At 55.9% G+C, this 17,903-nt stretch carries 17 protein-coding genes; 13 read left to right on the top strand and 4 right to left on the bottom strand.

The window, feature by feature from the left end; translation table 11 throughout:
- Positions 1–3 precede the first annotated feature (3 nt).
- The 8 genes from ACORNT_RS04145 (at position 4) to ACORNT_RS04110 (ending at position 7,159) form a co-directional block, all read left to right on the top strand.
- Positions 4–939 carry a ParB/RepB/Spo0J family partition protein gene (locus tag ACORNT_RS04145; protein ID WP_321395706.1) on the top strand — a complete coding sequence of 312 codons (936 nt, stop codon included), beginning with the start codon at positions 4–6 and terminating at the stop codon, positions 937–939.
- Between the two features lie 177 nt (positions 940–1,116).
- A complete protein-coding gene (locus tag ACORNT_RS04140; protein WP_321395703.1) occupies positions 1,117–1,578 on the top strand; it encodes an SUF system Fe-S cluster assembly regulator in 462 nt (153 codons plus the stop codon).
- A 15-nt stretch (positions 1,579–1,593) separates the two neighbouring features.
- Positions 1,594–3,048: a Fe-S cluster assembly protein SufB gene (gene sufB / locus ACORNT_RS04135; RefSeq protein WP_321395700.1), complete on the top strand. Its 1,455-nt coding sequence runs from the start codon at positions 1,594–1,596 to the stop codon at positions 3,046–3,048.
- Positions 3,049–3,074: 26 nt separating this feature from the next.
- On the top strand, positions 3,075–3,830 hold the full coding sequence (sufC, locus tag ACORNT_RS04130; protein ID WP_321395697.1) for a Fe-S cluster assembly ATPase SufC: 756 nt from the start codon (positions 3,075–3,077) through the stop codon (positions 3,828–3,830).
- Positions 3,831–3,838: 8 nt separating this feature from the next.
- Entirely contained in the window at positions 3,839–5,131 is a 1,293-nt protein-coding gene (gene sufD / locus ACORNT_RS04125) for a Fe-S cluster assembly protein SufD (protein WP_321395696.1), read from the top strand.
- Positions 5,128–6,378: a cysteine desulfurase gene (locus ACORNT_RS04120; RefSeq protein WP_321395691.1), complete on the top strand. Its 1,251-nt coding sequence runs from the start codon at positions 5,128–5,130 to the stop codon at positions 6,376–6,378. The genes sufD and ACORNT_RS04120 overlap by 4 nt, the downstream gene beginning before the upstream one ends.
- 19 nt (positions 6,379–6,397) lie before the next feature.
- Positions 6,398–6,811, top strand: a complete 414-nt coding sequence (locus tag ACORNT_RS04115; RefSeq protein WP_321395688.1) for an SUF system Fe-S cluster assembly protein — start codon at positions 6,398–6,400, stop codon at positions 6,809–6,811.
- Between the two features lie 6 nt (positions 6,812–6,817).
- Complete coding sequence (locus ACORNT_RS04110; protein WP_321395685.1) at positions 6,818–7,159, top strand: iron-sulfur cluster assembly accessory protein; 342 nt, start codon at positions 6,818–6,820, stop codon at positions 7,157–7,159.
- Here the strand turns inward: ACORNT_RS04110 and ACORNT_RS04105 are convergent.
- Genes ACORNT_RS04105 through ACORNT_RS04090 form a run of 4 tightly spaced genes read right to left on the bottom strand, consistent with a single transcriptional unit; the run spans position 7,156 to position 11,215 of the window.
- Positions 7,156–9,663: a patatin-like protein gene (locus ACORNT_RS04105; RefSeq protein ID WP_321395682.1), complete on the bottom strand. Its 2,508-nt coding sequence runs from the start codon at positions 9,661–9,663 to the stop codon at positions 7,156–7,158. The two genes, ACORNT_RS04110 and ACORNT_RS04105, sit on opposite strands and share 4 nt — an antisense overlap.
- Before the next feature lie 49 nt (positions 9,664–9,712).
- Positions 9,713–10,228: a histidine phosphatase family protein gene (locus ACORNT_RS04100; RefSeq protein WP_321395679.1), complete on the bottom strand. Its 516-nt coding sequence runs from the start codon at positions 10,226–10,228 to the stop codon at positions 9,713–9,715.
- Positions 10,225–11,037: a sterol desaturase family protein gene (locus ACORNT_RS04095; protein ID WP_321395676.1), complete on the bottom strand. Its 813-nt coding sequence runs from the start codon at positions 11,035–11,037 to the stop codon at positions 10,225–10,227. The genes ACORNT_RS04100 and ACORNT_RS04095 overlap by 4 nt, the downstream gene beginning before the upstream one ends.
- A gap of 19 nt (positions 11,038–11,056) precedes the next feature.
- Positions 11,057–11,215, bottom strand: coding sequence for a DUF1674 domain-containing protein (locus ACORNT_RS04090; protein ID WP_321395673.1), 159 nt, complete (start codon positions 11,213–11,215; stop codon positions 11,057–11,059).
- Positions 11,216–11,331: 116 nt separating this feature from the next.
- Between ACORNT_RS04090 and htpX the strand changes: the two genes are divergently transcribed.
- The 5 genes from htpX to purH all read left to right on the top strand — a co-directional run bounded on the left by htpX (position 11,332) and on the right by purH (position 17,868).
- Entirely contained in the window at positions 11,332–12,300 is a 969-nt protein-coding gene (gene htpX / locus ACORNT_RS04085; protein WP_321395670.1) for a zinc metalloprotease HtpX, read from the top strand.
- Positions 12,301–12,401: 101 nt separating this feature from the next.
- Positions 12,402–13,706: a 16S rRNA (cytosine(967)-C(5))-methyltransferase RsmB gene (gene rsmB / locus ACORNT_RS04080; protein WP_321395668.1), complete on the top strand. Its 1,305-nt coding sequence runs from the start codon at positions 12,402–12,404 to the stop codon at positions 13,704–13,706.
- A 3-nt stretch (positions 13,707–13,709) separates the two neighbouring features.
- A complete protein-coding gene (gene rpe / locus ACORNT_RS04075; protein ID WP_321395664.1) occupies positions 13,710–14,372 on the top strand; it encodes a ribulose-phosphate 3-epimerase in 663 nt (220 codons plus the stop codon).
- 69 nt (positions 14,373–14,441) lie between these two features.
- Positions 14,442–16,157 (top strand): heparinase II/III family protein, encoded by a 1,716-nt coding sequence (locus tag ACORNT_RS04070; protein ID WP_321395661.1) that lies wholly within the window; start codon positions 14,442–14,444, stop codon positions 16,155–16,157.
- A 109-nt stretch (positions 16,158–16,266) separates the two neighbouring features.
- On the top strand, positions 16,267–17,868 hold the full coding sequence (purH, locus tag ACORNT_RS04065) for a bifunctional phosphoribosylaminoimidazolecarboxamide formyltransferase/IMP cyclohydrolase (protein WP_321395658.1): 1,602 nt from the start codon (positions 16,267–16,269) through the stop codon (positions 17,866–17,868).
- Positions 17,869–17,903: the final 35 nt, after the last annotated feature.

Below are 17,903 nucleotides of genomic sequence, written 5' to 3'. Positions count from 1 at the left end.
GATATGACTGAAAAAGAAAAGACAAAATCAAAGGGCCAGGCCAAAGGCCAGAGTAAAGGCTTGGGAAAAGGGCTCTCCGCCCTTCTGGGATCCACGGACAAGGAATATTCCACTATTGAGAAGGGCGAGGCTGCACCGCCCCGCCCGGACCGGGACTTGCCCATAGAGTTTCTGGTGGCCAATGCCTATCAGCCGCGAAAGGTCTTTGATGAGGATAAAGCCCGGGATCTTGTGGAATCAATCCGCGAAAAGGGTATCCTGCAGCCGATCCTCGTGCGTCCGAAGGGGCCGGATGAATATGAAATTATTGCCGGAGAGCGGCGCTGGCGTGCGGCCCAGGCCGCGGGCCTGCATAGGGTGCCGGCCATTGTCCGGGAACTGACTGACGGTGAAGCCCTTGAAATTGCCATCATCGAAAACGTCCAGCGCCACGACCTGACTCCGATCGAGGAAGCGATGGGTTATCAGAGACTGATTGATGAATTTGGTCATACCCAGGAAATGCTGGGTAAAATTGTCGGCAAAAGCCGCAGCCACATTGCCAATATCCTCCGGCTTCTCGCCCTGCCCAAAAATGTGCAGAATATGTTGCTTGACGGATTGCTCAGCATGGGCCATGCGCGGGCGCTTATTACGGCAGACGAGCCGGAAAAGCTGGCCCGGCGCATCATTGACGAAGGTCTCAGTGTCCGTCAGGCGGAAAAAATCGCCAAGGAAGCCAAGGGGCCTAAAAAACCACTTGAGACAAAGTCCCGGGATTCACGTGGTGCAAAGGATGCGGATACGCTGGCGCTGGAAAATGACCTGAGCGAATCCCTTGGTCTCAAGGTACAGATCGACTTTCAGGGGGAAAAGGGCGGAGAGGTCAGAATCCAGTATAAAACCCTTGAACAGCTGGATGATATCTGTCAAAAACTGTCTGGAAACGATGAATTCTAAGCCTGTTTAGGGCGAAATTTTCAAGTTTTCCAATAATCCTGCTAAAAAACGACCAAATTGGTCTGATTTTCATTGACATTTTCCTCCCACATCGCCATCTAAAAGATACCAAATTGGTATGGATTGGAAAAAAGCGCCCGGCCTTCAGGTATCGGTGCTTTTTGATGGGATGATAAAATGATCAAACTCTCTAACCTGGCGGATTATGCCGTGGTTTTGATGAGCCACATTGCCCTGCGACCTGAGCATGTTCACCCGGCGACCGAAATTGCCGGGGAAACGGGTATTCCTGCGCCGACTGTCAGCAAGATTCTGGGCATGCTGGTCCGGGCGGACCTGTTGACATCGCACCGGGGTCTTAACGGTGGTTTCAGCCTCAGGGGTGATGCAGAAGACATCACCATCGCCGATGTGATCGAGGCCGTGGACGGGCCGGTGCAGCTGACCAATTGTCTGGATGTGGAAGAAACCTGCTGTGATTATCATGCGTCCTGCGGCACCCGCGGCCAGTGGCACAAGATCAACCAGGCTGTGAAAGGCGCCCTGAACAGCGTCCGCCTGTCCGAAATGCTGTCCCCCATACCGGATTTTATCGGCAGTAACGGAAAAACCCGTCCTGCCTCAAAAACTGTTAACTAGCCCAGGAGTTCCCTAATGGCTGCAACAGAAGATGCCCGCAAAACCGTCGAAGACGTCTCGGGTGACTATAAATACGGATTTTACACGGACATTGAATCCATTAAGGCCGCAAAGGGCCTGAATGAGGATATCGTCCGCTTTATTTCCGCCAAAAAAGAAGAGCCGGAATGGCTTCTCGAGTGGCGGCTGAAAGTCTTTGCCCTGTGGCAGAAAATGGAAGAGCCGGACTGGGCGCTGGTCAATTATCCGGAAATTGATTTCCAGGATATTTATTATTACTCCGCGCCAAAATCTTCGGATGACCGGCCGAAAAGCCTGGACGAAGTTGATCCCGAACTGCTGCGTACTTATGAAAAGCTTGGAATTTCCCTTAAGGAACAAGAGGTTCTGGCAGGGGTAGCGGTAGATGTGGTATTCGACAGTGTTTCCGTCGCCACCACCTTCCGGGCAAAGCTGAAGGAAGCCGGGGTTATTTTCTGTTCTATTTCCGAGGCCGCCCGCGACTATCCGGAGCTGATGAAGAAATATCTGGGTACCGTGGTGCCGGTGCATGACAATTTCTACGCCACCCTCAACTGTGCGGTCTTTTCCGACGGCACCTTTGTCTATATTCCCAAGGGTGTGCGCTGCCCCATGGAGCTCAGCACCTATTTCCGTATCAATGAAGCCAACACCGGACAGTTTGAACGGACTCTGATCATTGCCGATGAAGGATCCTATGTCTCTTATCTGGAAGGCTGTACCGCGCCGATGCGTGACGAAAACCAGCTTCATGCGGCGGTGGTTGAACTGATTGCGCTGGACGATGCGGAAATCAAATATTCCACCGTGCAGAACTGGTATCCCGGGGACAAGAACGGCAAGGGCGGGATTTATAATTTCGTGACCAAACGCGGCGCCTGCCGGGGTAAAAATTCGAAAATCAGCTGGACCCAGGTGGAAACCGGCTCGGCCGTAACCTGGAAATACCCAAGCTGCATCCTGCAGGGGGATAATTCTGTCGGGGAATTCTATTCGGTGGCCATCACCAACAATCATCAGCAGGCCGATACCGGCACCAAGATGATTCACATCGGCAAGAACACCTCCAGCACCATCATTTCCAAGGGAATTTCCGCCGGCAAGGCCCAGCAGACCTATCGCGGTCTGGTCCGGGTGACGGGCACGGCTGAGAACGCCCGCAATTTCACGCAGTGCGACAGCCTGTTGATCGGTGATCAGTGCGGGGCTCATACGGTACCCTATATTGAGGCCCAGAATCCCACGGCCCAGCTAGAACATGAGGCGACAACCTCGAAAATCAGTGACGACCAGATGTTCTATTGCCAGCAACGCGGCCTGGATCCGGAAGAATCCGTGGCCCTGATTGTGAATGGCTTTTGCAAGGATGTGATGCAACAACTGCCCATGGAATTTGCTGTCGAAGCCCAAAAGCTTCTCGGCATCAGTCTCGAAGGCAGTGTTGGCTAAGACAAGTTATGGAAAAAGACAGAAAAATGCTCGAAATAAAAAATCTACATGTCACCGTCGGCGGCAAGGAAATCCTCAAGGGCGTGAACCTCAACATCGGGAACGGTCAAGTTCATGCGATTATGGGACCTAATGGCGCGGGGAAAAGTACCCTGAGCTATGCCCTGGCCGGCCGTGAAGGTTATGAGATTACCGAAGGCGAGGTGCTGTTCCGGGGTAAAAACCTGCTTGATCTTGATGCGCACGAGCGCGCCGGCGAAGGCATGTTCCTGGGATTCCAGTATCCGGTGGAAATTCCCGGGGTCTCCAACATGAACTTCCTGAAAACCGCGGTTAACAGCTTGCGTCGTTATCGCGGGGAAGACGACATGCCGGCAGTGGAGCTTCTGAAACTGGTGCGGGAAAAGGCCAAGGAGCTTGATCTGGATCCGGAGATGCTGAAACGCCCGGTCAATGTCGGTTTTTCCGGCGGTGAGAAAAAACGTAATGAAATGGTGCAGATGGCGGTGCTTGACCCGGTCTTTGCCCTGCTGGATGAAACGGACTCGGGTCTGGACATTGATGCGTTGCGGGTCGTTTCCGAAGGTATCAACCGTCTGCGCAGTCCGGAAAAATCCATTCTGCTGATCACCCATTACCAGCGCCTGCTGGATTATGTGGTGCCGGATTTTGTCCATGTTCTGGCCGATGGCAAAATCGTTAAATCCGGTGGCAAGGAGCTGGCCCTGGTGCTTGAAAAAGAAGGATATGCCGGTATCGGCATCAAGGATACGGCGGCCTGAGAGAAAATATGACCAGAAAACGCTATATAGACAGCCCCGGTGCGGCCGAAGATTTTGGCAGGGCTAAGGATTTCCTGCCCGGTGCCGCCGTGCTCGGCGACGCCCGCCAATCGGCCTATGATTTCTTCACTGAAACCGGCCTGCCGGGCCCGAAAGTGGAAGAATGGAAATACAGCAACCTGACTAAACTTGCTGCAGAAACTTTTACGGTTGCCGAAAAGGTGGAAACGCGGATTCCGGACCTCACCACATTCGAGGCAGTGGCCCGGCTGGTCTTCGTCAATGGATATTTTTCCGCTTCCCAGTCCACACTTGCGGAAATCAAGGGCCTGACCCTGTGCCCGCTCTCACAGGCGCCTGACGACAAGCTTGCGCTTTTTGCGGGTCTGGAGGATGAGGACAGTCTCTCGGCCCTGAACAAGGCCCTGTTTACCGACGGTTATTATCTCGAGGTGGCGGCAGGTACTGAACTGCCAGGCCCCATCGAAATTATCTACCGGGCGGACGCATCCTCTGAGAACAGGGCGTTACGGAGCAGAAACCTGATCATTCTCGGCGAAAAAGCTCGCGCAGACCTGATTGAAACTTTTGAGGGCGCGGTTGATACCGGCTACTGGACGCAGGCGGTCTCCCATATTCGTCTGGCAAAATCCTCAACGTTGAAAAGCTATAGCCTCCAGCAGGAAGGCAACCGGGCGGTTCATATGAACCGGAAGTCCGTCAAGCTTGCAGAGAAAGCGAATTTCGAAAATCACAGCCTGCAGATCGGGGCCGAACTGAGCCGGACGGAAATTTTCCCCACCCTCGACGGTGAACAGGCAAATGTGACCCTGAAGGGGGCCTACCTCGCCCGCAAGGGACAGTCACAGGATATCTTTACCCGCATGGATCATGCCATTGGCCATTGTGAAAGCGAACAGATTTTCCGCGGCGTTGTCGACAAGGGTGGAAAAACCGCCTTTCAGGGCAAGGTCATTGTGGAAAAGGACGCCCAGAAAACCAATGCAGACCAGTCCTGTAAAAACCTGCTGCTGGACCGTCAGGCCCAGGCCAATGCCAAGCCGGAGCTGCTGATTTTTGCAGATGATGTGAAATGTTCACACGGGGCGACGGTCGGTGAACTGGACGACATGGCGCTGTTTTATCTGGAAAGCCGCGGCCTTGCCCCGGCAGAGGCCCGGGCGCTTCTGGTCGAGGCTTTTCTGGCCGAGGTTTTCGAGGATATTGACAATGAGCAGCTTCGCGACGCCTTCCAGTCCCGGATCAGGACCTGGCTTGCCGCCAGCGAGGTGACATCATGACGTCAGAAAATTCTAATATTCTGAAATCAAACTATAATGTGGAAGAAATCCGCCGTGATTTTCCCATTTTTGAGCAGCAGATTTACGGCAAGCCCCTGACCTTTCTCGACAGCGGCGCCAGTGCCCAGAAACCGCGTCAGGTGATTGACCGGGTGAGTGACTATTATTCCAATGAATATGCCAATATTCATCGGGGCGTCTATTATCTGTCCCAGCTCGGCACCCAGAAATATGAGGAAGTCCGTGGTCAGCTTAAGACTTTCATCAATGCGGCTGATGACAAGGAAATCATTTTCGTGCGCGGCGCGACCGAGGCCATCAATCTGGTGGCTCAGACCTGGGGACGGCAGAACCTCGGGGCCGGCGATGAAGTGATCCTCAGCCGAATGGAACATCACAGCAATATCGTGCCCTGGCAGATGGTGCGGGAGGAAAAGGATTTCATCATCCAGGTTTCCCCCATCGATGACAAGGGTAATTTCCTGTTTGAGGAATTTGAGAAATTGTTGTCTGAGAAGACTAAACTGGTGGCCATCACCCATATTTCCAACTCGCTGGGCACCATCACGCCCATAAAGGAAATTATCAGGGTGGCCCATAAGGTAGGCGCGCTGGTTCTGGTGGACGGCTGTCAGGCTGTTCCCCATACCCGGGTCGATGTGCAGGACCTGGATGCCGATTTTTATGTCTTTTCCGGCCATAAAATGTACGGGCCGACCGGGGTTGGCGTTCTTTATGGCCGCAAAGAGCTTCTGGAGGCAATGCCGCCATATCAGGGTGGTGGCGACATGATCCGCAGCGTGACCTTTGAAAAGACGGTCTATAACGATTTGCCGCACAAGTTTGAAGCCGGCACCCCGCATATTGCCGGTGGTATCGGTCTTGGGGCGGCTATTGATTATATGGAAAATCTGGGCTTTGAAGCCATCGAGGACCATGAAGAAAAGCTGCTGGCCTATGCGAAGGAACGGCTGGCGGAAGTTAAGGGTCTCCAGCTTGTGGGACAGGCGGATCATATGGCGGGCATTCTTTCTTTCACCATGGAAAATGCCCATCCCCATGACATCGGTACCATCCTGGACCAGGACGGGATTGCCATCCGGGCCGGGCATCATTGCGCCCAGCCGGTAATGGATTTCTTTGATGTGCCGGCAACAGCCCGCGCGTCATTGGGTCTCTATAATACATATGAAGATATCGACCGGCTGGTGGCTGGTCTTGACAAGGTAAACCGGATTTTCGGCTAAAATACTCAGGGTTAGAAAAATGAGCTTTCTGGACGGATTTTATAACAGAGACGAAAAATACAAGGCGTCTGAAAAACAGCAGCACGAGAAACCAGTCTCCGGCGGCCCGGCGCTTTCCGAAGAGGAACAACGCGCGCTGAACCAGCGTGTGGTCGAGGTGTTGCGGGAAATTTATGATCCGGAAATTCCGGTTAATATTTATGAAATGGGCCTGATCTATGATGTGATCGTTTCGGAGACGGCCGATGTGACCATCGTTATGACCCTGACCACCCCCCATTGCCCGGTGGCGGAAAGCATGCCCGGCGAGATTGAACTCAAGGTCCGGGACGTGGAAGGCGTCGGCAATGTCACCGTGGAACTGGTCTGGGATCCGCCGTGGGACATGAGCATGATGAGCGAAGCCGCCCGCCTTGAAATGGGTTTTATGTAGGAGAATATGATGTCAGCACACGCCGTTCTCAAAATATCAGACGCCGCCGCCGACAGAATCCGCTTCCTGCTCGCGCAGCGGGGCAAACCGTCGCTCGGCGTGCGCCTCGGCACCACGACCAAGGGCTGCAACGGGTTGAGCTACAAGGTTGACTATGTGGATGAGGAAACCCCCGGTGATGAAAAAATCAGCGACAAGGGTGTGACCGTCTATATCGACGGCATGTCTGTGATTTACCTGATCGGCAGCACCATGGATTACAGGGAAGACAAGTTTCAGACCGGTTTTGTCTTTGAAAATCCCAATGCCACCGGCACCTGTGGCTGTGGCGAAAGCTTCAGCGTCTAGAGGGCATCGATACGGGCCTGCAGGTCCTTCAGCAGGTCCGGCACCTGGGTGAGGTGCTCCTTTTCCGTTTCCAGGATGGCCAGAAAGGCCCGCTTTTTCAGGGCCCGGACATCTATGGACTGGTCCAGATGTTCAAGGCTGGCCTGGTTGGCGAGGATATCGATCAGCCGCTCGGCGCCGTTGAGGCGACCCCATAAATAATCATTTTCCCGGTCAGCCCGGCTGAAAAATGCCCCGAAGGACCTCATGGCCGTGCCCCGGAGCGGCATTTCGTTCTCCTCTTTTTTCAGCACCGAGCCGTCATTTGGGCTGATCCGGTTGACCAGGATTTCATTGAACTCGCCCAGATCCTTGGCGCCCATGATGGAAAAGGTAATCACATCCCAGAAGGCAAAACCCAGGTAGGAGACGGTCAGTTCATGGCCGACGGTTTCCTGCCAGGTCATATTATTCTGTTCGGCAATCAGATTGTCGGTCATGGCCCGGAATTTTTCCAGGCGAAGGTCCTTCGCCAGCAGGTCAAGCGCGTCTGTCAGCTCTTGTTTGCCGGTGGCCAGGGAACAAACATTGCTTTCACTGTGCGGGTCGTCGTTAAACGGTTCATTCAGCAACTGGCCAAAAACCTCCCGGAGGGCGGTTTTGCTGGTTTCAGAGACAAAACCGCTGTCATTCAGCCGGTCGATTTTCTGCAGCACCTTGTAGAAATCGCCCTTGAGCTGGTCGAGGGCCTGCACATCGAGGTCGGGTTCGCCGTATAGCTTGTTCAGTTCCTGGATCATGAACTGCAGCCGCCGTTTATGGTAGCCGACATCAAAACTGATCAGGAAATTTGCCCAGGCCGGAAGATCGGTTTCGTCCTTGTGACGGTCGAACAGTTCGGTGACCCAGTCCAGAATTTTTTTCTGGCCATTGGCTTCCTTGAGCAGGTGACCATAGAGGCCGGAAAAAACAATTTCATCCTGATGGGCCCAGCACTGCAGAATGGAAAAGACATGCCGGCGCTTCTCGCTGCCGGCAGGGCAGTCGCAAATATCACCGATAATGCGGGTGAGGTTGGCCAGGCAGTTGCGGATCTTGAGGCGGGCGTATCCTTCATAGGAAAAGCCGGCATCCTTGACCGACCTGGCATTGGCCAGATTGCGCCAGCCCCGGATATCGTCGGCAGTAATGGTCTCCTCCACGCTGTTGGAGGAGATTTCCCGCACCAGCATTTCCACATTTGGTTTGATGCTGTCGACCACGGTTTTGATGATGCGGACCCGCTGGTTCAGGGCCTGCACTTCCATAAGGTCGTCATGCATGGGCTGGTTCATGGGGATATCCGACAGCGCCCCCTTGAGGGTATTGAGCAGGCTGGGCGGCGCACCGCTGGGCTTTATGGAAAGTTGCTCCGGGTTGGGATCAATATAGACAATGCGCCGGTCCACCTTGCGGAAGGCCGGCCGGCCGTGAATGGCAGCAATGACCTGGTCAAATGGTTTGTTGTTCAATATGCTGCCGTCAAGGAAAGATGTTTTATGGGGATCAAGCCCGGCCAGCCGGTAGTCCCGGAAATTCTTGTCCAGAAAGTTGTCTTTTTCTGTCCATACCTGATCCAGGTCTTTCAGGAAATGATCCACCTCCCTGAGCTGGGCCGGCGGAAAGGCCCCCGGGTAACAGGCGGTAGCCCGGGAGGCAAAGCTGAGGCCAGGCAGGTCCTTTTTCTCGAAATCGCTGTAACTGTCCTCTGGAACCGAGGTGAAAAGTCCCTTGAAATAGGAAAATTTCAGCCGGTGCCGATGTTCCCGTTCTTCAATAATGGGGGGATCGTTAATGGGGATATTGCGGCGAAAGCCGTGATAGTCGGTCAGGGTGACAAACAGGTCGAGCTGATGTCCCCGCGGCAGAAGGGAATGCCGGCTGCCGTCGCCCATGCGGTCCAGGCCGCGATAAATCAGTCCAAGCAGGTGCTTGCCGTCGAACGGCGGTTTCAGGTTCCAGATATTGAGCAGGGCAGGAAGTTTCGCCCGCACCTTTTCCTTGAGCTGGGCGTCGACAAGAAACCGGTTGCTGAACATATTGATCAGGGGCTTGGTGAACATTTTTTCAAGCCGTCCCGCGGGTTTCTTTTCGCCGACCAGCCGGCTGACATCCGCCTCATGCAGCCAGTGGTCGCGCAAATGATCCATATTCAGGTCGTGGGCCAGGCCGCGGCCGAGGAAAATGCTGTTCATGCCGCCGGCCGAGGCCCCGGCAATGGTATCGATGATGATCCTGAGGTCGAGGTCCGGGGCGAAGGATTTGAGGATGTCAAAATAGACCAGCTCGGTATCCACCACGTCGGTGACTTCCTCATTGGGGTAGATATAGGTCTGCTTGCTTTCGGCGTTCGGATCCGGACTGAAGTGATAGGCTTTTGAGGCACGGGCCAGCTTCAGAATTTCCTTTGTGACCCCATGAATGTAAATGGCAAGTGAAATGCCGCCGAAGCAGACCAGGGCAAATCTGAGCTCTTTTTCCCGCATGGAGACCCGTTACCTTGTTGTTTACAGGTCAGTTTAGCTCAAATTACTTTTAAATCAAATCTTTAGGACAGATGAAACGCTCAAGACGTGCAGTTTTTCGGTCCATATCCTGCCAGCTGTCCAGTTTGAAATTGAGGACACTGAGGGCGCCGGTCGGATATTTCTCGATCAGGCGCCTGTGGTCTTCCCTGTTTTTGCCGTCATTCAGGTCGTGGGCCAGGAGATTGATGGTCGGGTTGTGCCCGATCAGCAGCAGGGTGTCATATTTGTTATCCACGCCCCGGATCATATCCAGGACCATGCTGGGCTGGGCAAGATAGAGGCCGTCCGGATAACAGACCGGGACTTTCTGGTCCAGGTGCTGCTTCAGGTTCTTCAGGGTCTGACGGGTCCTGACGGCGGGGGAGCACAGAATATAATCGGGCACCAGGTCCTGCTCCTGCAGGTAACGTCCCATCATATGGGCGGCCATCACTCCGCGAGTATTCAGCGGCCGTTCGATATCACTGAGGCCGGGATCATCATGGCTAGATTTGGCATGGCGCAACAACAGAAGCCGTTTCATGGTCTATCCTCTTTTGTGAACGGTAGACGAAGCAGGGAAAGAAACCCGAGGTCACCGATTTTCCGGTAGTTCTCCAGACCGACGACCATATTCAGGTACCCGGCGGCGGGCCGCTCCCGGTAGGTTCCCAAAAACCTGTCCCAGCAGGACAGGTTAAATCCATAATTGCTGTTGGTTTCATCCATGTGACAGCTGTGATGAACGCTGTGCATGGCCGGCGTCACCAACAGGCGCCTGAGGACCTGGTCCGTCCGATCCGGAAGACGCAGGTTGCTGTGATTAAACAGGGCCATGCCATTCAGGATGATTTCAAAAAGGATTACGGCAGCAACAGGGATACCGAGCAGCAGGACAACGGCCATCTTGATCAGCATGGACAGCAGGATTTCAAGCGGATGAAAGCGCAGGGCGGTGGTAACATCCAGATCCAGGTCGGTATGGTGGATCTTGTGCAGGCGCCAGAGCAGGGGCACCTGGTGAAAAACCACATGCTGCAGATATATGGCAAAATCAAGCAGGATCAGGCTGACGGGGATCGTGAACCAGAGCGGCAGATCCAGCATGTTCAACAGGCCGATGTTTTGTGCGGTGGCAAAAAAGGCGGCTCCGGCCGCCATCACCGGCAACAGCAGTTTCAGGGTCATACTGCCGGCAACGACGATGGCAATATTGGTCAGCCAGCGGAAATGGCGGGGAAACTGGTTGGTGCGAAAGGGCCAGCGATTTTCCAGCAGGGCAAACAGGCCGAGCAGGCCCAGGAAAACGCCCAGGCGGATCATCTCTGCATTCTCTGTCAGCCAGTGAGTCATAAGTTACCTGAAACAACTTTCAAAAATCAGACGCAATACCGTTATTTTCCCAGTCGCCGTAACGGACCGGGTCGGGGCCATCCCGGCCGCCGATTTCCTTTGGCGGGGTTTGCGGATCCGGTTTTTCTGCCTTTTCTTTTGTGTCGCTGGTTTCTGTCTTGTTTTTTATCTCATCCATCGTCCGGACCCTTGCGAAAAATAATATCTGTTTCCATATAAGATAAGACTGTTTGTGACGGGTGCAAGGGTTTGGGGTCTTGCACGGCTTTTGATGCGCTGACGCAGGAGGTAATTATGGGATATCTGAGAACTGCAATACTTCTGGCCGGCATGACCGGCCTGTTTCTGGCGGTCGGTTATCTGCTCGGCGGTTCCGGCGGCCTTGTCATCGCATTTGTGGTGGCGCTGGCCATGAATGCCTTTGCCTACTGGAATTCGGACAAAATGGTGCTGGGCATGTATGGCGCCCGGGAAGCATCCCGACAGAGCGCACCGGAACTTTATGATGTGGTGGAGGAACTTGCGCGGCGCGGCGGGTTGCCCATGCCGAAGGTCTATTTGATGGACAATGACCAGCCCAACGCTTTTGCCACCGGCCGCAACCCTGAAAATGCCGCTGTGGCGGCGACCACTGGTCTTTTGCGTATCCTGAACCGGGAAGAGATTGCCGGGGTTATGGCTCATGAGCTGGCGCACGTCAAAAATCACGATACCCTGACCATGACCATCACCGCCACACTGGCCGGCGCCATCGGTATGCTGGCCAACTTTGCCTTGTTCTTTGGCAACAACCGCAACAATCCGCTGGGCATTATTGGCACCATTCTGGTGATGATTCTGGCCCCGATGGCGGCCATGCTCGTGCAGATGGCCATCAGCCGGTCGCGGGAATATGAAGCCGATCGCATCGGCGCAGAAATCTGCGGCCAGCCCCTGTGGCTGGCATCTGCACTTGGCAAGTTACAGCACGCGAGCGAACGTGTGCTCAATGAACGGGCGGAACGTAATCCGGCGACGGCGCATCTGTTTATTGTCAATCCGCTGCACGGGCGCAATATGGACAATCTCTTTTCCACCCACCCGGATATGAAAAACCGCATCCGCAGGCTGGAGGAAATGTCCCGCCCCGGCGGCGGCGGGAAGGGCCCCATCGACTATAGCCGGCCCCGTCAGCAACCAGCGAGTCGCTCCGGCCGCTCCTCTGTGCCCAATACGGGCCGGAAACCGGGATCGGGATCCTCCGGCAGGGACCCCTGGGGGTAATCCGTCCCCTCTGTCGCCCCAACTGCCAAAAAGCTTGGCAATTCGCCGGCCCTGTGCTACTGCCCTGAGCAGCGCGTGGCGCTGGGAAAGGCGGACGGAAATTGGTACATGATCTGAAAAGTCGTTTGGCGGCACTTTATCTTCTGGAACAGATACTGGACCGGGGACAGGCCCTGGACGGGGCCTTTGAAAACTGCTGCCGGAAATTTTCCGACCTCGATCAGCGCGACCGGGCTTTCATCCGTTTTCTGGTCACTACCTGCCTGCGCCGGCTCGGGCAGCTTGATGCCATCATCAATTTCTGTACACCCCGCAATCTCACGCCAAAACAAGTGAAAGTCCGACATATCCTGCAGCTCGGCCTGACCCAGCTTCTCTATATGGAGGTCCCGGCTCATGCGGCGGTGGACAGCAGTGTCCGGCTGGCGGACCAGCAGAAAAACCAGTCGGATCGTCAGCTCAAGGGTCTGGTCAATGCCGTTCTGCGGCGAGTCGACCGGGAGCGGGATGTTTTTGCCGAAAAATTCGCCGATCCTTTCCTCAACCTGCCCCGCTGGCTGCGCAACAGCTGGATTGAAAGGTTCGGCAAAGGTCCCGCGCACCGGATCATGCCGGCCCTTCAGCAGGAACCGCCACTGGACCTGACCCTTAAGCCGGGCGAGGACCCGGCAGGTTGGGCGGACAAGCTTGGCGGGGAGGTTACCCCGTTCAACGGGGTGCGGCTGGCCCGCGCCGGACAGGTGGACAAGCTGCCGGGATTTGAAGAAGGCCACTGGTGGGTGCAGGATCTTGCAGCCCGCCTGCCGGCCGGACTTCTCGGCGCTGGTCCGGGTGACCGGGTGCTGGATCTCTGTGCGGCGCCAGGCGGGAAAGCCGCCCAGAGCGCGGCCAAAGGCTGCCGTGTGACGGCAGTGGATGTTTCCGAAAAACGACTGCGCCGTCTGAGGGAAAATATGCAGCGCCTTGCCCTTGAGGTGGAAGTGGTTACCGCGGATGTCACAGACTATGCACCGGAAGAACCCTTCCCTTACGTTCTGCTGGATGCACCCTGTTCTTCCAGCGGCACATTGCGGCGGCACCCCGACATGGCCTGGACCAAAACGCCGGAGGATGTGGAGAGCCTTGTCGCCCTGCAGCGCCGGGTCCTTGAGGCGGCGGTGAAGATGCTGGCCCCCGGCGGCACGCTGATTTATTGTGTCTGTTCAATGGAGGCCGGCGAGGGGCCGGACCAGATAAGGACTTTACTGGAAAGCGGTGTGCCGCTAAACAGGGACAGTATCCGGCCGGAAGAAGTCCCTGGTCTTGAAGAGTGTATCGGACCGGACGGGGACATACAGACCCTGCCCTATCACTATCCCGGCGGGATGGACGGATTTTATATCTGCAGACTTAAAAAAGACAGGTGAACCATGCAGCAGGCCACTAAAATAGCCCCTTCCATATTGTCAGCGGATTTTGCATCTCTGGGTGCGGAAGTTGCCGCTGTAGATGCTGCCGGGGCGGACTATATCCATGTGGATGTGATGGATGGTCATTTTGTCCCCAACATCACCATCGGCCCGTCTGTGGTCAAGGCCCTGCGCCCGCATACAAAGAAAATATTCGATGTTCACCTGATGATTTCACCGGTAGACCTGTTTATCGAGGATTTTGCCGATGCCGGTGCCGATATCATCACCATTCACCCCGAAGCCGGTCCGCATTTTCACCGGACCCTGCAGCTGATCCGCTCACTGGGCAAGAAGGCCGGTGTTTCCCTAAATCCCGGAACGCCCGTGGAAATGGTGGAAAATGTCATGGATCTGGTGGACCTGGTTCTGGTGATGAGTGTTAACCCCGGTTTCGGCGGCCAGAAATTTATTGTAAGCCAGCTAGAGAAAATCAGCCGGCTGAGAAAGATGATTGATGCCACCGGCCGGCAGATTGATCTTCAAGTGGACGGCGGCATCAATGTGGAGACGGCGAAACAGGCAGTTGCCGCCGGCGCCGATGTTCTGGTGGCCGGCACGGCAACCTTTACCGGCGGTCCGGGCCAATATGCAGACAATATCCGGGCCTTGCGCGGCGAATAAGCGTCTTCATTTTTCAAAATCCTGTGATATGCTCCCGGGCAATCAGATTTTCCCGGAGTAAAGAGAGTCATGGCAGAACTGCGCCGTCCTTCAGTGCGACCCTTTTCCGCAAAAATGCCGGCCCGATTCAAGTCAGCTGTCCGCCAGGCGGGGTATAAAACCCGCTATTATGACATGCGACTAAAGGGGAAGCATCCTCTGCGTCTGCTCGGTACGCCAAAGGATCCCTGGCTGGGGTCTGTTGCCGGGGGCGCCCATATTCTGGCCCGGCGTTTTTTCTGCGCCGGTCAGGTTCTGCGCAATCCGGCCCATGAAAATGGCGAATGGACCCCGGCCCAGATCTGGAGTATCGACAATCTGTCTGACCAGTGGCGGGATTATCTGCACAGTTTTGCCTGGCTGCGGGACCTGAACCGGGCGGTGGATCGGCTGAGCGCCCGCAAACGGGCCATGGAACTGGTGTCCGGCTGGCTCGATATTTATGAAAACTGGGATGAATATGCCTGGCGGTCCGATCTTGCCGGCCGCCGGATTGTCAACTGGCTGGCCTATGCGCCGTTGATTCTGGATACAGACGACCTTGTCTACCGAAGCCGGGTCCTCAACAGCCTTGCCCGCCAGGCCCGCCATCTGATGCATGAAAGTTCGGATTTTCCGCCGGGCCCTGATCGTCTTCTGGCCATTTCCGGTCTGATCCAGGGTGGTCTGTTCATTCCCCACGGTGAAGACTGGCTGAAGCGGGGCCTTGCTCTGCTGAAACGGGAGCTTTCCGAAGAAGTTTACCCGGACGGCGGCGTGTCGAGCCGCAACCCCGAGGATGTGCTGCGTCTTCTCAAGGATTTGATCATGCTGAGGTCGGCCTGTCGCGGGATGGGTCACCAGGTTCCGGAAGAACTGGTCGCCGGTATCGCCCGGCTCGCCGGTCTGTTGCGTATGCTCTGCCACGGTGACGGACGGCTTGCCCTGTTTAACGGCGCCAGCGAAGGATCCGGGGACGATATCCGCAAAACCCTGGAGGCAGCCGGTCAGGGGGATGATCTGCAGCTTGATGCCGTACAGGCCGGGTTTCGCCGGCTCGAAAAGGCAGGCACGTCGATTATTGTCGACAGCGGCCCGCCGGCCCTGCCCGACATCAGCCGGAACTGCCATGCCGGCACCCTGTCCTTTGAAATGAGCAGCCATGCCCAGCGCATGATCGTCAACTGCGGAAGCGGCGCCTTTTATCCCCGGGAAGACGGTGTCGATCTTTTTACCATTTCGCGCATTACCGCCGCCCACAGTACCCTGGTTCTGAACAACCGCAACAGCAGCGAGATCCTGGACAACGGCCTGATCGGCGCCGGCCCGACCGTTGTCTCCAGCCGCCGGCTGGAGGAGCGGGGCGATGTGCTGCTGGAAAGTTGTCACAACGGCTATGAAGACCGCTTTGGGCGGAAACACTGGCGGCTTTTGTACCTGAACCGGGAAGGGGATGATATCCGCGGCGAGGATATCCTGGAAGTGACCTCGAACCGGGTGGAGACGATGCCGTTTGATATCAGGTTCCATCTTCATCCGGATGTGGCGGCAAGTGTTCTGGAAAACCGCAACAAGGTGAAATTGCGTCTGCCCAATGACGAAGTCTGGATGTTTGTTTCCCGCGGTGCTGAAATGTCTCTGGAAGACAGCCTTTATCTTGGCGCGCCCGGACGCATGCAGCGCAGCCGGCAGATCGTCCTTTCCGCCATGGCCGGGGAAGAGGACAGCGTGGTGAAATGGGCGATAAAACGTATTATCGACGCCTGAACAGTGTCTGATTTGGCATAAGGGCAGCCTTTCGGGCAATTAGGCCTTGCGTCCCGGGCGGTGATCCAGTACATGCCCTGAAAGAGCAAGAAATGTGAAGGAAAGATTTATGAGCGACAAGAATCTGCAGCCTGTCAAAAGGGCTCTTCTGTCCGTCTCCGACAAAAGCGGTCTGGTGGAGTTCGGCAAGTTCCTGGAAAGCCAGGGCGTGGAGATCCTCTCTACCGGCGGGTCCGCCAAAATGCTGGCGGATGCCGGCGTCAAGGTGATGGAAGTGGCCAGCTACACCGGCTTTCCGGAAATGATGGACGGCCGGGTGAAAACCCTGCATCCGAAAATCCACGGCGGACTTCTGGCGCTCCGCGATGACGAAGGCCATGTGGCGTCCATGAAAGAACATGAGATCGGCGCCATCGACCTTCTGGTTGTTAATCTTTATCCGTTTGAGGAAACTGTTGAAAAGGGTGCCGATTTCGCCACCTGTATCGAGAATATCGATATCGGCGGGCCGGCCATGATCCGCTCTTCCGCCAAGAACCATAAATTTGTCACGGTCGTGGTGGAAGCGGAAGACTATGAATCTGTCATGACGTCAATGTCTGAAAACAAGGGGGCGACAACCGGCGAACTGCGCAAAAACCTCGCCGCCAAGGCCTTTGCCCGTACCGGTGCCTATGATGCGGCTATTTCCAGCTGGTTTGCCGGTGAGCTCGGGGAAACCTATCCCCGTCGGCTGAACCTGACAGCCACCCTGAAGCAGACCCTGCGCTATGGGGAAAACCCGCACCAGGATGCGGCCTTTTATGTCACCCGTTCCGCCACCCCCCGCCCGGGCATTGCCACGGCGGTCCAGGTCCAGGGCAAGGAACTGAGCTACAACAATCTCAATGATACGGACGCGGCCTTTGAACTAGTCAGCGAATTCAGCACCTCTGACAGCCCGGCGGTGGCGATCATCAAACACGCCAACCCCTGTGGTGTGGCCCGCGGGGAAACCCTGATCGATGCGTATCAGAAAGCCCTGCTCTGCGATCCGGTCAGCGCCTTCGGCGGCATCATTGCCTTCAACCAGCGGCTGGATGCGGCAACGGCAGAGGAAATTTCCCAGATCTTCACCGAAGTGGTGATTGCGCCGGAAGCTGATGAGGAAGCTGTCGCCCTGCTGGCCACCAAGAAAAACCTCCGCCTGCTGCTGACCGGCGGCATGGCCGACCCGCGGGAAGCCGGCCAGATGGTTAAATCCGTCGCCGGTGGTTACCTGCTGCAGGGCCGGGACAATGGCACGATTACCTTGGACGACCTGAAAGTGGTGACCAAGCGGGAGCCCAGCGAACAGGAACTGAAAGACCTGCTGTTTGCCTTCACCGTCTGCAAGCATGTGAAATCAAACGCCATCATCTATGTGAAAGATGAAGCGACCGTTGGTATCGGCGCCGGCCAGATGAGCCGGGTCGACAGTGCCCGCACCGCGGCCCGCAAGTCACAGGATGCGTCCGAGGCCGCCGGTTTCGAGACCGTCATGACCGAAGGGTCCGTGGTGGCGTCAGACGCTTTCTTCCCCTTTGCCGACGGCCTGATCAGTGCGGCCGAAGCCGGGGTGACAGCGGTTATTCAGCCGGGCGGATCAATCCGTGATGATGAAGTGATTGCCGCGGCCGACGAACGCGGCCTGGCCATGGTCTTTACCGGCATGCGCCACTTCCGCCATTAAACAGAATTATAAGCGATGAAAAAGGCCGCCTGAAG

This window comes from Emcibacter sp. (genome assembly GCF_963675455.1).
Lineage (GTDB): Bacteria > Pseudomonadota > Alphaproteobacteria > Sphingomonadales > Emcibacteraceae > Emcibacter.
The sequence above is the reverse complement of the archived record's forward strand: the minus strand, read 5'-3'. Positions and strand labels throughout refer to the sequence as shown.